Source organism: Oceanibaculum indicum P24 (assembly GCF_000299935.1).
Taxonomy (GTDB): Bacteria; Pseudomonadota; Alphaproteobacteria; order Oceanibaculales; family Oceanibaculaceae; genus Oceanibaculum; species Oceanibaculum indicum.
In genome coordinates this window covers 1-14,337 of the sequence record NZ_AMRL01000021.1, presented here as the reverse complement: position 1 = coordinate 14,337, position 14,337 = coordinate 1, and the positions used below count along the sequence as shown (strand labels likewise).

The following is a 14,337-nucleotide window of genomic DNA, read 5'->3' as shown; positions in this document are numbered from 1 at the left end:
CCGTGCGATTTCCCGGCATACCCCGGCAGGAAGGGATGGCGAGGGCCGGCCATTTCCCGAAACACCCGCCATCCCCGGCCTGGTTCAGCCTTTTGCCGGCACCGGCGTGTTCAGCAGCTGCTGTTCCCACAGATAGGCGACGCCGCTGCCGGCGGCATGCTGTATCAGGATCTGCGTCAGCTCGGCGGCATGTTCCGTGCGGGCCCAGTCGCGCTGCCACTCCGACGCCACCGCCAGCCAGGTCATCATGTTCGCGCCGGCCCCGATCATGCGCTGGATCGCGACTTCATGAGCCTCGACCGAGGTGCCGCCCGACGCATCGGTGACAACCGTCACGTCCCAGCCTTCGCCGAGAGCCTGGATCACCGGCATCGCGACGCAGACCTCCGTCCACAGGCCGGCGATGATCAGCTGCTTGCGGCCCGTCGCCTTGACCGCATCGACGACCTTCTTGTCTTCCCAGGTGTTGATGAAGGTCCGGTCGATCACCTCCTGCCCCGGAAAGACATCGGTGATCTGCGGGAAGATCAGGCCGCCGCGCTCGGCGATCACGCTGGTCAGGATGGTGGGCACGCCGAAGGCCTTGGCGGCCTTCGCCAGCGCGGTCGAATTGTTCACCACCATATGCGGATCATGGCTGTTCAGGTTCGTCAGCTGGTAAGGCTGGTGGTCGATCAGAACGAGGACCGAATCTTCGGGGCGGAGAAGCGAATCGAGGCCATTGCGGAAGGTCATTGCTGCATCCTTGTCGTGCCAGTGTGAGGGGCGGTCTGCCACAGGCGCCGGCAGCGCCGCCGTTACTCGACCGCACTCTGCTGTTCCTTTAATTGGCGGCCTAGCGCCATAATGCGGCACGCTGTGTCGCAAAAACTGGAACGTCGAATATGGATATGGACGATCTGCGGACCTTCGTCGCGGTGGCCGATGCTGGGGGTGTCTCAGCCGCCGCACGCCGGCTCGGCCTCTCCAAGTCGATCGTCAGCCGGCGGTTGTTCCGGATCGAGGCCGAACTCGGCGTGCAGCTTCTGGCACGGACGACCCGCGGGGCCGCGCTGACCGAAGCGGGGGTTACCTTCAGGGATCATGCGGCCCGGGCCAGTGCGGAGATCGACACGGCCCGGGAGGCGATCCTGCCGACCGGGGATCTGCGCGGCCATCTCAGGGTCGCCATGCCGCTTTCCTTCGGCCCGACACATTTCGCCCCGGTGCTTGCCGAGATGGCGCACCGGCATCCCCGGCTGCATATCCACAGCGCCTACAGCGACCGTTTTGTCGATCTGATCGCCGAGGGCTTCGACTGCGCGATCCGGGTTGGCTATCTCCAGGACTCCAACCTGATCGCAAAGCGCATCGGCCCGATCCATGGCAAGCTTGTGGCCAGTCCGGACTATATCGAGAAAAACGGCGCCCCACAGACGCCGGATGAGCTGGCAAGCCACCAGGCGCTGATGCAGGGAACGGAAAGCTGGCAGTTCCAGGATGGCAACAGGATTGTCACGGTGCAGCCGCAGGGCCGGTTCAAGGCCGACAACGCCACGGCGCTTGCCGGTGCCGCAGCGGCTGGCCTCGGCATTGCCTGGCTGCCCGACTGCATCATCCATGACTATGTGTCCGCCGGCGCCCTCGTTCCGATCATGACACGTTATCCCCCACCGCCCGCCGGCGCCTATGTCGTCCGTCCGCCCGGCCAGCATCCCGCGCGGAAAATACGGGTCCTGACCGAGATGCTGATCGAGCACATGGCCGGCAATCCGGAGATTTGGGGCCTCGACCGCTAACATAGCGTACTGCCCAAACGCGCCATTTCCTTTACAGGGTTCCGCGTATCCTCCTTCGCCCGTCCGATGACGTCGCATCGCAGCATTGATTATTTATCTGGCGGACAGCGATACTCCCGGCATCTAAAGTCTTGGCCTTGAACGCTATTATCTTGCAAAGCTCGCTCCTGGGCTCCGGCTCCCTACAGGCCGCGACCGAAGGCGTCCTGATACAGGAGGCAAACCTGCGGGGAGACCCTGCGGATTGGCCACATGCGCCGTACGCCGCCAGACCGATGCGATATGGACCCAATCCGTGTGAAAACCGGGAGATTCCGTTGATCCGCAAAAAATTGCCCTTCACCTGCGAAAAGCGCTCGGCCTCCGGTGATCTGGGCGTTGTTGTGACGAACGCGCCGCTCGGCACAGCGGCAGGCAGCGAGATGCTGGCGGCTGGCGGCAATGCCATCGATGCCGCCGTTGCCGCGCTGCTGACGCTCACCGTTGTCGAGCCAATGATGGTGGGGATCGCGGGTGGCGGGATCTCGCACATAAGGCTGAGTGACGGCCGCCATGTGGTGATCGACGCGCTGTCAACCGCGGGGGCGGCGATGCATCCGACGATGTTCACCCCTGTTTCGGACCTTCCCGAGCGGTACAGCGACACGCTTGACCGGCGCAATTTCGTCGGGCCATCGGCCGTCGCCGTTCCAGGAAATCTGCGCGGCTGGTGCCTGATGCAGGAAAAGTACGGCAAACTGCCCTTTGCCGACGTGATCGAACCGGCCATACAGGCCGCGAGGCGCGGTTTCACTGTCAGTCACTATCTGAATGGCGCAATCAAAGAGCATGAGGCCGATCTTGCGGCGGATGCCGAGATTGCACGGCTGATGCTGCCGGGCGGCACCCCGGCGGAACCGGGCAGCCGCATGGTGATGGGAGACTATGCCGACAGCCTGCGCCAGGTGCAGGCGGAAGGCGCATCGGCGCTGTATGGCGGTGCGCTGGGGCGCGCCCTGATCGACCGGCTGCAGACCGGCGGTATGGATGCCGGTGCCCTGACGCTGGAAGACCTTGTTTCCTACAGCGCCATCGAACGCGAGGCGATCTTCGGCACCTATCGCGGGCACACCATCGTCGGTCCGCCGCCGCCGGCCTCATCCGGTGTGCATATCGTCCAGATGCTGAACATGCTGGAGCATTTCGACGTCGCCGCCATGGGGTTCGGCAGCGTGGAGTCTCTGGGCCTGCTGGCCGAGGTGATCCGCATCGCCTTCGAGGATCGGCGCACCGCGTCCGGCGACCCCGATTTCGTCGAGGTGCCTGTCGAACGCTACATTTCGAAGGACTATGCCCGCACCTGCCTCCAGAGAATGAAGGAAGGGCCGGCGCCGCACTCCTCGCTTCACGAAAGCCGCGACACCACGCATGTCACCGCAGCCGACCGGGACGGGAATGTCGTCGCCGCGACACATACGATAAACAGCCTCTTCGGTGCGCGCATCATGGTTCCCGGCACCGGGATCATTCCCAATAACTACATGCTGAACTACGACCCGCGTCCCGGTAAGGCGATGTCCATCGCCCCTGGCAAACGGGTGCCGACAGCGATGGCGCCGATGATCATCCTGAAAGAGGACCGCCCTGTCTTCGCACTGGGCCTACCGGGCGGGGTCCGCATTTTCCCGTCGGCGATGCAGGCCATTGTCAACCTGATCGATCACCGGATGAGCCTGCAGCAGGCCGTCGAGGCACCGCGCCTCTGGACGGAAGGCCACCATATCGAACTGGAACCGGCCTACGCGGATATGGAAGACGCGCTGGCCAAGCGGGGCCGGGAGGTACGCCTCGTCAAGACCGCGGGCGGCGGCATGAACGCCATCGCTTTCGAGAAGGACGGGATGATGACAGGGGCCGCCTGCTGGCGGGCGGACGGCACCGTGATGGCACAAAGCGGCGGGCTGGCCCGCCCTGGCGTTCGTTTTCGTCTCTGACCATCCAGGGGCACGGCTCCACATCCCGGACGCATGAACGCCGACAGGAGAACAGGTGATGGTGAGGCCTATAGCAGCCGGGCGCCTGGACCTTCTTTCGCCAGCTGATCGTCCGCGTTGACCAGCGGGCAGCGCTGCACGCTCAGGCATCCGCAGCCGATGCAGATCGCCATCTTGTCGCGCAGCGCCGTCAGAAGCGCGATCCGCCGCGTGAGATCATCATGCCAGTTTTCGGCGATGCGCTCCCAATCCTGCGTGTCGGGCGACGCGTCGCGCGGCAATTGCGAGAGCGCTTCGGAAATCTGCGCGAGCGGTATGCCGGCACTCTGGGCGACCTTGATGACCGTCACGCGCCTCAGGATTTCCCGGCGATAGACCCGATGATTGCCCGACGTCCGTTCGGAGGCGATAAGCCCCCTGCGCTCATAGAAATGGAGCGTGGAAACCGGCAACCCGCTGCGGCGCGAGAGTTCGCCAACGGACAATTCCTTCTTCGGCATTCTGAATCCTCTTTACCTCAACCAATGTTGAGGTTGTAGCACCATACCCGTCAAGAGGAGACGGGCATGGCGGACATGGTCAGCGATACGGAGCAGGACACGGAGACATTCGTGTCATGGCGGGAGTTTCTCGGAAGCCCTTACGCGGCCTCTCTGGCCCTGGTTTGCCTGGCGGTCTGGCTGCACGCGGCCGACAGCCTGATCGTCGCTACCATGCTCCCCGCCATCGTGGCCGAGATCGGCGGGATCGCCTTGGTGGGCTGGTCCGTCTCGCTGTACGAGATCGGGTCAATCGTCGCGGGGGCGGCCAGCGCATTGCTGACTCTGCGCTTCGGCCTGCGCGCGCCGATGAGCATGGCTGCTGCCCTGTTTGGATTTGGCTGTATCCTCAGCGCCGTCAGCCCGACCATGCCGCTTCTTCTGACGGGTCGCGCCTTGCAGGGGCTCGGCGGCGGCGGTCTGATGGCGATGGGCTTCGTTGCGGTCGGCCAGGTCTTCCCGCGCCGCTATATCGCGCGCGCCATGGCGGCCGTCTCGATCCTTTGGGGTGTCTCGGCCTTTGCCGGACCGCTGGTCGGCGGCTTCTTCGTGGAATATGCGACCTGGCGCTGGGGCTTCGCCTTCTTTGCCGGCCAGGCCTTCGCCCTCGCCCTCTGGATCGTCTTGCGGCACGATGCGGACGCGACACGACCTGCGACCGACGCTACCGAATTCCCTGCCAGGCGCCTGTCCTTGCTGTGTCTCGCCGTCGTTCTGGTCGCCTTTGGCGGCGTCGAGGTCTCGATCCTGCGGACGGTGCCTTCCGTTACCGCCGGTCTGGTCTGCCTGATCGGGTTCCTGTGGCTGGACCGTCGCGCCGGCGACACCCGGCTTTTTCCGCGTCGCCCATTCGATTTGTGGCGCCCGGTCGGGGCCTCGCTGCTGATGATTCTGACCATGTCGATGGCGACCATTCCCATCACGGCGTTCGGGCCGCTGCTGGTCACGGTGATCCATGGCGTCTCCGCGCTGACCGCCGGTTACATCGTTGCCTGCTCCTCCATCGGTTGGGCCGTCATGGCCGTTCTGGTCAGCGGATTGCCCGAGCGGTTCGACCGGCTGATGATCGCCCTCGGCATGGCAATCGTGGCCCTCAGCCTCCTCGGCTTTCTCTATGCGGTTCCCGGCGGCCCTGTCTGGCTGATTGTCGTGTTCGCCGCCATGGAGGGCGGCGGTTTCGGGATGGCGTGGACATTCATTCTCAGGCGGACGATCGCGCTCGCCGATGCCGACGAGGTCCAGCGCGTTTCCGGAGCGATCCCCACGATACAGAGGCTCGGCTACGCTTTCGGCGCGGCCTATGTCGGGATCGTGGCGAATGCGTCGGGCCTGCTGTCGATGGAGACAACCGCAGACGCCGCGAAGGTTGCCCGATGGACCTTCGTATCATGCGTGCCCTTCGCGGTTATCGGGCTGATCGCCTTGGGCGCACTGGTGCGCGACCGGAAGGGGGAAATGCGGCAATGGCGGCAGTAAAACAGGCCTGGAGCGGACGGTCCGTTACCGGTTTGGCTTCAACGGATAACGGCCGTCCGAAGACGGCCCCTATTGAGAATCTAAGGGCGGCAGTCTGAATCGGCGAGGCCACCAACGGTCTTGCGGCGCGTCAGCTCGTCAGGACGCCGGAAGGCTGACGACAAAGCGGGCACCGCCGTTGCGTGCATCCTCAGCCGTCAGGGAGCCGCCGTTCGACTCGATCACCATTTTCGCTATGGCAAGGCCAAGGCCCGACCCGCCGGTGTCGCGGCTGCGCGATGTCTCGAGACGCACGAACGGTTCGAAGATACGCGCGCGCTCATGCGCCGGAATGCCCGGTCCATCATCCTCGACACTGATTCGCGCCGCGTCCTCTGCACCTTCCAGCGTTATGCGAGCCTCTCCGCCATAGCGTATCGCATTGTCCGCGATGTTTCGCAGGGCTCGCTTCAGGCTGGCCTGCCGCGCTTGCACGACGAAATTTCCGGTTACGGAGAGGCTCGCCTTGCCACCGGCCTCTCGCAATTCATCGGCGAGTAGCGCGAGCATCTGGCCGAGATTCACTTGCGATACGGGTTCCGCAGTGTCCACGCCCCGCGCGATGGCGAGCGCCGACTCGACAAGGCTCTGCATCTCATCCAGGCAGTTGGCCATGCGCTCTCGCGTTTCCGTGTCATCGACCAGTTCGAGCCTCAGGCGCATGGCGGTTATCGGGGAACGGAGATCATGTCCGAGTGCCGCAAGCATCGTGGCGCGTTCCGCAAGCAGCCGGGTCAGCCGATCGGCCATATCGTCGAACGTCACCGCGAGACGACGCACCTCGTTGGGGCCTGCCCCCCGCACAGGTTGAATTGCGTTGTCTCGCCCAAGGCGCTCCGCGTTGTCGGCGAGCCGTTGCAGCGGACGTGAAATCTGCCCGATCAGAAACCATACGACCGCGATCACAGCGGCACCGGTCAGAGCCATCGATGCAAGCGCCTGCCATGCCCACTGCAATGGCGGCCCTCCGGTATCGATTCGTGCATTCAGCCATCGTCCGTCCCGCAGGAGGGCCGAAACGGCAAGTTGGTTGGGATCGCCGTCCTCATCACGGTTGGAGCCGGCCTGCGTTGGCGCAATTGTCTGGTCTTCATCAACCAAGGCCAGCCGGAACGGGCGCTGTGGTGCTGTTGCCAGGACGCTCCGGATATGCTCGGCCAGGAAGGTAAGCGACTCGGCGCCGGGTGCGTCCGAAAGTGCTCTGTTGTCGATGCTGAGCTGGAAATCGAACGACTCTGCAGCCTGGATGATAGCCGTATGGCTTTCCTCCGGCGCGGCTTCCAGCCTGTCGGCTGCCGCCAGGACACGGCTGGTTCCATCCTTCGCCAAGGCCGCAAGAACCGCGTTGCTTCGTTCTTCAATGAACATCCATACGCTGAAGCACTGCACCACGGCCAATGCCAGGAGCAGAAGCGCGACGAGCTGGCCACGCATGGATCGTGGCCATCCAGGGTGGACCTTCATGCACTCTCCGTAACGTCGGCCATGAAGCAGTACCCGCCGCCTCTGACCGTCGCGATGAGTTCGGGACTTGCCGCGTTCCGCTCGATTTTTCGCCGCAGGCGGCTCACCTGATTATCGATGGCCCGGTCGAACAAGCTTGCCGTGCGGCCGCTGGTCAGGTCCAGCAGCCGGTCGCGTGACAGCACCATTCGCGGACGTTCGAGGAAGGCAATGAGCAGCTGATAATCGCTCGTTGTCAGCTCGACCTGTGCCTTGTCCGAACCAATCAGCACGCGGCGGTCGACATCCAGTGTCCACCGGTCGAAGGACAGGCGCTTGCCGCCATATTGTCCGCCGAGTGCTACCGGCGGGCGTTCCGTCCGGCGCAGGATGGCTTTGATGCGTGCGACCACCTCTCTCGGGTTGAACGGTTTGGCGAGGTAATCGTCGGCCCCGAGTTCGAGGCCGACGATCCTGTCGGTATCCTCGCCAAGCGCAGTCAGCATCAGGACGGCGACATCACTTTCGATACGAAGACGGCGGCAGGCGGAAAGTCCATCTTCACCCGGCATCATGATGTCGAGCACGACGAGATCGAAGCGGCTTTCGGCCATCGCCTTGTCCATCCCCTTCGTGCTGTCAACGGCGCTGGCCCTGAAGCCGTTTCGCTCAAGATAACGCTTCAGCGCATCCCGGATCTCCCGATGGTCGTCGACGATCAGGATGTTCGGTGTCCTTGTCATAACGCAGAGATTACCCGAAGCCGCTCTGGGGATTTAGCCAACTTTTTGTAACCCTCCGTATCGTACCGGTGCTTTGCGACACGCAATTACATTTCAGCTGCCGGCCCGACGCATGACTGCGACGTTCGCCAACTACATTCAAGTCTGATGAGGCGCACTCGATTGTGTCGCGCCATGGACGGATTTGGAGAACAGGCCCGTGGCTGTCAGACCGAGCGATCATTTTCAACCCTGTCCCAAGGCGGGCGTTTCCGGCTCTTCCCCGGCTGACGGTGAACGGAGTGGCGATCGCACTGCCGGAGTGCCCACATGCCGTGTCGCGCCGGCCCTAACAGTCAGTCGCCGGACAACCCTGAAGGGCGCGGCTGCCGCGACGGCGCTTGGAGTCCTTGCCGGGGATCAGGCCATCGCGCAAGGCGATGGCATGCCCCCCGGATTGGCCGTCCCGGAACCGAACAGGGTTGTCGTCAGGACAAAGGTCAATGGACGCTCCGTCCATCTGACGGTCGACGCGCGCGCATCGCTTCTGGATGTCTTGCGGGATACGCTGGGCTTGTCGGGAGCGAAAAAAGGCTGCGGCCAGGGCCAATGCGGTGCCTGTACCGTGCATGTCGACGGTCAGAGAATCCTGTCCTGCCTGACTTTCGCTGCCCAGGCCGATGGTCGCGAGATCACCACCATCGAGGGGATCGGCGATGGCGATGCCCTGCACCCGATGCAGCAGGCCTTCATCGACCATGATGCGCTGCAATGCGGCTATTGCACGCCCGGCCAGATCATGGCCGCCATCGCCTGCGTGAACGAGGGGCACGCGAGCTCGCCTGAAGAGATACGCGAATTCATGAGCGGCAATCTCTGCCGGTGCGGGGCCTACCCAGGCATCGTCGCAGCGATTGGCGATGCGGCCGCCAGAATGCGGAGGGGGTGATGGAACCGGTCTCATACAGCATCCCGACCAGCGCCGAGCAGGCAGTAAGCGAGTTCATGTCCGAAGCAGGCGCATGCTATGTCGCCGGCGGAACGACCCTGTTCGATCTGATGAAGCTCCGGGTGGAACGTCCGAGCAAGCTGATCGACCTGACGCGGATCGGCCATGATGCGATTGCGACGATGGGTGACGAACTGCGCATCGGTGCCAATGCGAAAATGAGCGAGGTCGCGGCGAACCCGACCATTGCAAGTGACTACCCCGTCCTTTCCGAGTCGTTGCTCAAGGGTGCCTCACAGCAATTGCGCAACATGGCGACCGTTGGGGCGAACCTGCTACAGCGGACGCGGTGCTCGTATTTCCGTCATGGAGCGGGGGCGATTGCCGCGGCGGGAGCGGTCTACCCCTGCAACAAGCGCGATCCTGGCAGCGGTTGCGCCGCCATCGGCGGTCTTGATCGTACCCAAGCCATTCTCGGCGTCAGCAGCGCCTGTACGGCTGTCTCTCCGGGCGACTGGCCGGTCGCGCTCACCGCGCTCGATGCGCGCATCAATATCCTTGGGCCGAACGGCCAGCGCAGCCTTCCCATCTCGGATCTCTATCGTCTGCCGGGAGACACCCCGCACCTTGAGTTCGGTCTCCAGCGCGGCGAACTGATCACCGAGATCGTGATCCCGAAGACGGACGCCGGGCGCCGATCAACCTATCACAAGGCGCGGGATCGTGAATCCTTCGCCTTCGCGCTCGCATCGGCGGCGGTGGCGCTTCAGTTCGACAGCCGCCGCCGGGTCGAACGGGCTCATGTTGCGCTCGGCGGGGTCGCGACCCGGCCCTGGCGAGTCCCTAAGACCGAGCAGTTCCTGATTGGAAAGACCCTCCGGTACGAAACAGCCCTGGGCGCGGCGTGGCATGCTTTCGTCGATGCACAGCCCGGCCGCCACAATGGCTTCAAGGTCGAACTCGGCATTCGCACCCTCGCGGATGCCTTGATGATTGCTTCCGAAAGAATGAGGACGGTTTGATGTCCATCGAACAACTGCCCGACCGCGCGCGCGTCGATGCCTTTGACAAGGTCCGCGGTACGACCAAGTACGCGGCGGATTTTCAACGCCCCGGCATGCTCCATGCCGTGCTTGTCCCTTCCCTCATTGCCAAGGGAAAGGTGGTGCGTGTCGATACCGCCGCGGCGTTGGCCGTACCCGGCGTGCTGCGCGTGCTCACCCCGGAGGATTTTCCGGAGCCCAATCCGGACTTCGAGGCCCCCACAGCCGAGGATGAGGAGGAAGAGGGCGGCGAGGGTTACGCCGTCCCGTCCACCGTCGTCAATATGATCGCCTATCGCGGACAGCCGATTGCGGTGGTCATTGCTGAGACGCCTGATGCGGCAGTTGAGGGGGCAGAGAAGGTCACGGGAGAATATGAGGAAGAGCCGTTTTCTGTCGTGATGGAAAGCCCAGGCGCCCAGCGGGAGCCCATCGACGAAGCGGTCGTCGCGGGCAATGCGGAAGAGGCCTTCGGCCGCGCGTCGGTGATCGTGGAAGAGACCTATGTCTCGCCCACGCAGCATCACAACCCGCTCGAACTGCTGGGGGCGATGGCAGTGTTCGAGGATGGCAGGCTGACCATCTACGACACGACGCAGCATACGATGGGCGTCAAGAACGCCGTCGCCGCCTCGTTATGGATCGACCCGGCCAGGATCGACGTGAAGAGCACCTCGGTTGGCGGCGGATTCGGTCAGAAGGCCCATGCCTACGGCTACTCGGTGATCGCAGCGCATGCTGCCCTCCTGACCGGCCGGCCGGTCAGGATCGTCATCCCGCGCGGCCATATCTTTCACATCGCATCCTATCGGCCGAGAAGCATGCATCACATTCGCCTTGGCGCCGATTCCAACGGCCAGATGATCGCGGCTAAGTACGTTGCCGAGCATGAGAATTCTCGCGAAGGCGGATTGTCGCCTGCCGAGTACCATGAGGGGACGCCAAGGCTGTATGACATTGCGAACTACCATGGTGGCGGCATCCAGGTTCGTCTGGACCGGCAGGATGCCGGTTACATGCGATGCCCGTTCCCGCACCAGGCATGTTTCGCCTTCGAAAGCGCGGTCGATGAGCTTGCCTACAAGCTTGGGATGGACCCCGTCGCCTTGCGACTGAAAAATGACGGACAAACCGACCCGCTATCCGGAAAGCCCTATTCCTCCCGGTTCGTCACCGAATGCATTACCGAGGGCGCGCGCCGCTTCGGCTGGTCACGGCGATCGCACGCACCCGGTTCGATGACGGCGCCGAACGGTGCGCAGGTCGGCTGGGGCATGGCGCTCGGCAACTATCCGTCCCCGATGTCGCCTGCCATTGCCACCCTGCGCATAGGCGCAAATGGCAGGACGCGCATCACCGTCTCCGGCCACGAAATGGGGCAGGGCATCAAGACGACGATTGCCAACACCCTGCTTCAAGGCCTCGACGTTGATCCCAACGGGCTGGAAATCGTCATCGGCGACACGAGCGCGGCACCGCAGCATCAGACCGGTGCCTCCTGTGGCACGGCCGGATGCGTGCCGGCGACCCTGAAGGCGGTAAGGCGCATGCAGGCAGCCCTGCAAGAACTCATGGGTGGCAGGTCCGTGCCGGGCAATATCCACCGCCAACTGGCGATGATCCGGCGGCCCTGCCTGCAGATCGAAGTCTCCGAGGTCGCGCCAGGACAGGGCGCGGAAGCCATTGAGTATCTGCGCGTGAGCGGCGATGGGGCGGCTGGACCCGAATATCCGGAATTCACCTCGATGAGCTGGATCGCGCATTTCGTCGAGGTCCGCGTCGAGCCGACCACCCGCCGCATCCGCATGCCGCGTTGCGTCAGCGTCGTCGATTGCGGTCGTGTCATCAGCCCGCGCACGGCGCGAAGTCAGGTTCATGGCGGGGTCGTGTGGGCCTTCAGCGCAGCCCTGCGGGAGGCGACCGAGATCGACCCCCGCTACGGAGGCTATCTCAACTGCGATCTCGCCGAATATCTGATCGCCGTCAACGCGGATATCGGTGAGATCGAGGTCGGCTTTGTTGACAAGCCGGACCCGATGGCCAATTCCGCGGGGCTCAAGAGCCTCGGGGAGGTCGTGATGGCCGGGGCATCGGCGGCAATCGCCAACGCCATCTTCCATGCCACCGGAAAGCGCCTGCGCTCGATGCCGTTCCGGATCGAGGACCTGCTGTAATAATCCTGACGGAAGAATGCCGGCAGGATTGACCGGATGGCCTGCGAGATCCGTATATGCCCGGCAAAAAATCTTCGTAATTCACTGTCGCAGCAGGGGGTTTTGCAACATCCCGACACATTGCGATCAGTCTGACGACACACAGGCGCGACATTGACTTTCTAAGATGCGCTTCGAGAGGCAGGCGGTCTTGATCGAGCTTCGATCTGCGGTCGAGGCAACTCATCCGCCGCTTCAGCATTCATCAGAGGTTTGCATCATGGTTGAAATCGACGACAGATCCGATCTCCAGCGTTTTCTCAGATCATGGGTGGGCAACCCCTTGCGGGTTGGTGCGATCGCTCCGTCCGGCGTGTCGCTGGCGCAACTCATCACATCGGAAATTTCTGAGGAAAGCGGCCCCGTTCTGGAGCTGGGAGCGGGGACCGGCGTCTTTACGCGCGCCCTTCTCGCCCGCGGTGTCGATGAAAGGAACCTGACCATAATCGAGTACGGATCAGATTTCGCCCGGCTGCTCGATTTCCGGTTTCCGAAGGCGCGCGTTCTGTGGATGGATGCGTCTCAACTGGCCAAGTACAAGCTGTTCGAGCCAGCAATGGTGGGGGCGGTGGTTAGCGGCTTGCCCCTGCTGTCGATGCCTCCGCGCAAGGTCATCGCGATCCTTTCTGGTGCCTTCATGTATCTCCAGAATAACGGGGCGTTCTATCAGTTCACTTACGGGCCACGATGCCCGGTGTCGCGGACCATTCTCGACCGGCTGGGGCTAAAGGCGGTGCGCATCGGCAGAACGGTACGCAACCTCCCCCCTGCGGCCGTCTATCGCATCACGCGCCGCCGCTCGTTCGAGTGGCGACGAGATGCGTCTGATCTTCCACCGCAAGCCCCGAAGCCATCATGACGGACGTGCAGAAGCGATGCGGCGAGAAAGAAGAATTTCCAGGTTTACAAGCCATCGTCTCGACTAGGAACGCTTGGGTTTACACGCGATCTATGTGACAGCGGCTGTGTCACATGCAGAAGCCTACCAAAGCGATCTTAATACATTGATATTTCTATAATATTTTGGTTTTGGGGGCAGGATTTGCCGTTTGTTCGCGATGCTTACGCGCGTTGCCTTTGGCCGAACCGGCTGGTTAATTCACCGTCCCCACCAACCAACAAAATAGCCTCCCTGATGGGAGGCTATTTTGTTGGGTGCGGGGGCAGGATTTGAACCTGCCACCTTCAGGTTATGAGGAAGCCAAAGGCGATTTCTCTGATATGCGCCGGTTTGCGCTGCATATACATAATGCATTGTTCTGGTTTGTTTTTTCTGGACAGGTTCGACTCTGACCTCTCATGGTTTGCGTGAGATTTCGCTTCCGCGTGCTTCCATGGCGCTTCCATGGAAGCAGTCCAAAGGGGTTCCGAATGCCGAAACTGACCAAGCGCAGCGTCGAGGCGCTGCCGATCCGGGAGACGGATTATTTCGCCTTCGACGACGCCATGCCGGGGTTCGGCGTGCGCGTGCTGCCCTCGGGCAAGAAATCCTATCTGGTGCAGTACCGGGCCGGCGGGCGGACCCGGCGCGTTGCCCTCGGCATGCATGGCACGGTGACGGTGGAACAGGCGCGGCAGCATGGCCGCGATCTGCTGGGGCGCGTGGCGCGGGGCGAGAACCCGGCGGAAGAGATCGCCAAACATCATGCGGAGCCGACCATCGCCAATCTGGGGGAGCGGTTCTATACCGAGCATGTGGTGAAGCGGTGCAAACCGAGAACGCAGAATGAGTATCGCCGGGCGCTGGATATCTTCATCAAACCGGCGCTGGGCAGCTTCAAGATTGGCGACGTGACGCGGGCCGATATCTCCAAGCTGCATGCATCGCGGTCGGATATCCCCTATCAGGCGAACCGCACCCTGGGCGTGCTGTCCAAGATGTTCAACCTAGCCGAGGAATGGGGCTTGCGGCCGGACGGCTCCAACCCCTGCCGGCATGTGAAGAAGTACCCGGAGCGGCGGAAGGAACGCTATCTGACCTCGGAAGAGCTGGCGCGGCTGAAAGCGGTGCTGGCCGAATGCGAGGCGGACGGTTCGGAATCGCCGCATGTCTCTGCGGCCTTCTGGCTGCTGCTGACGACCGGCCGCCGCCTGGGGGAAATCCAGACGCTCAAATGGTCCTATATCGTCGGCGGCTATATGGTAAGCGGTGTTCTGGCCCC

General features: G+C 63.1%; 12 protein-coding genes. 8 read left to right on the top strand and 4 right to left on the bottom strand.

What is annotated here, in order from left to right:
• Positions 1–84 precede the first annotated feature (84 nt).
• On the bottom strand, positions 85–735 hold the full coding sequence (locus P24_RS14235) for a hydrolase (RefSeq protein WP_008945436.1): 651 nt from the start codon (positions 733–735) through the stop codon (positions 85–87).
• A gap of 155 nt (positions 736–890) precedes the next feature.
• Between P24_RS14235 and P24_RS14230 the strand changes: the two genes are divergently transcribed.
• Entirely contained in the window at positions 891–1,778 is an 888-nt protein-coding gene (locus P24_RS14230) for a LysR family transcriptional regulator (protein WP_237740202.1), read from the top strand.
• Positions 1,779–1,915: 137 nt separating this feature from the next.
• A complete protein-coding gene (gene ggt / locus P24_RS14225) occupies positions 1,916–3,751 on the top strand; it encodes a gamma-glutamyltransferase (RefSeq protein ID WP_272943355.1) in 1,836 nt (611 codons plus the stop codon).
• 68 nt (positions 3,752–3,819) lie between these two features.
• On the opposite strand, the gene soxR is transcribed toward ggt, so the two are convergent.
• Complete coding sequence (gene soxR, locus P24_RS14220) at positions 3,820–4,251, bottom strand: redox-sensitive transcriptional activator SoxR (RefSeq protein WP_008945433.1); 432 nt, start codon at positions 4,249–4,251, stop codon at positions 3,820–3,822.
• 66 nt (positions 4,252–4,317) lie between these two features.
• Between soxR and P24_RS14215 the strand changes: the two genes are divergently transcribed.
• Complete coding sequence (locus P24_RS14215; RefSeq protein WP_008945432.1) at positions 4,318–5,766, top strand: MFS transporter; 1,449 nt, start codon at positions 4,318–4,320, stop codon at positions 5,764–5,766.
• Positions 5,767–5,904: 138 nt separating this feature from the next.
• Here P24_RS14215 and P24_RS14210 read toward each other — a convergent pair whose 3' ends face one another.
• Together P24_RS14210 and P24_RS14205 are read right to left on the bottom strand one after the other, a co-directional pair.
• A complete protein-coding gene (locus P24_RS14210; protein ID WP_008945431.1) occupies positions 5,905–7,239 on the bottom strand; it encodes a sensor histidine kinase in 1,335 nt (444 codons plus the stop codon).
• Positions 7,240–7,265: 26 nt separating this feature from the next.
• The gene (locus P24_RS14205) at positions 7,266–7,991 is read right to left on the bottom strand and encodes a response regulator (protein ID WP_008945430.1); all 726 of its coding nucleotides are present in this window, start codon (positions 7,989–7,991) and stop codon (positions 7,266–7,268) included.
• A 424-nt stretch (positions 7,992–8,415) separates the two neighbouring features.
• On the opposite strand from P24_RS14205, the gene P24_RS14200 reads away from it, so the two are divergent.
• From P24_RS14200 to P24_RS14180, 5 genes are all read left to right on the top strand, one after another.
• Entirely contained in the window at positions 8,416–8,919 is a 504-nt protein-coding gene (locus tag P24_RS14200; protein ID WP_008945429.1) for a (2Fe-2S)-binding protein, read from the top strand.
• On the top strand, positions 8,919–9,941 hold the full coding sequence (locus P24_RS14195) for an FAD binding domain-containing protein (protein ID WP_008945428.1): 1,023 nt from the start codon (positions 8,919–8,921) through the stop codon (positions 9,939–9,941). The genes P24_RS14200 and P24_RS14195 overlap by 1 nt, the downstream gene beginning before the upstream one ends.
• Positions 9,941–12,136: a xanthine dehydrogenase family protein molybdopterin-binding subunit gene (locus P24_RS14190; RefSeq protein ID WP_008945427.1), complete on the top strand. Its 2,196-nt coding sequence runs from the start codon at positions 9,941–9,943 to the stop codon at positions 12,134–12,136. Before P24_RS14195 ends, P24_RS14190 begins: the two co-directional genes overlap by 1 nt.
• Before the next feature lie 259 nt (positions 12,137–12,395).
• Positions 12,396–13,034 (top strand): class I SAM-dependent methyltransferase, encoded by a 639-nt coding sequence (locus P24_RS14185; protein ID WP_040707863.1) that lies wholly within the window; start codon positions 12,396–12,398, stop codon positions 13,032–13,034.
• Between the two features lie 512 nt (positions 13,035–13,546).
• Positions 13,547–14,337: tyrosine-type recombinase/integrase (locus tag P24_RS14180; protein WP_008945425.1), on the top strand; the 791-nt coding region annotated here is incomplete at its 3' end.

Bases quoted from the DNA above. Each gene is read 5' to 3' on its own strand.
- P24_RS14215 (WP_008945432.1), top strand. From the start codon at position 4,318: ATGGCGGACATGGTCAGCGATACGGAGCAGGACACGGAGACATTCGTG.
- P24_RS14185 (WP_040707863.1), top strand. From the start codon at position 12,396: ATGGTTGAAATCGACGACAGATCCGATCTCCAGCGTTTTCTCAGATCA.
- P24_RS14205 (WP_008945430.1), bottom strand. From the start codon at position 7,991: ATGACAAGGACACCGAACATCCTGATCGTCGACGACCATCGGGAGATC.
- P24_RS14235 (WP_008945436.1), bottom strand. From the start codon at position 735: ATGACCTTCCGCAATGGCCTCGATTCGCTTCTCCGCCCCGAAGATTCG.
- P24_RS14200 (WP_008945429.1), top strand. From the start codon at position 8,416: ATGCCCCCCGGATTGGCCGTCCCGGAACCGAACAGGGTTGTCGTCAGG.
- soxR (WP_008945433.1), bottom strand. From the start codon at position 4,251: ATGCCGAAGAAGGAATTGTCCGTTGGCGAACTCTCGCGCCGCAGCGGG.
- P24_RS14190 (WP_008945427.1), top strand. From the start codon at position 9,941: ATGTCCATCGAACAACTGCCCGACCGCGCGCGCGTCGATGCCTTTGAC.
- P24_RS14230 (WP_237740202.1), top strand. From the start codon at position 891: ATGGACGATCTGCGGACCTTCGTCGCGGTGGCCGATGCTGGGGGTGTC.
- P24_RS14195 (WP_008945428.1), top strand. From the start codon at position 8,919: ATGGAACCGGTCTCATACAGCATCCCGACCAGCGCCGAGCAGGCAGTA.
- P24_RS14210 (WP_008945431.1), bottom strand. From the start codon at position 7,239: ATGCGTGGCCAGCTCGTCGCGCTTCTGCTCCTGGCATTGGCCGTGGTG.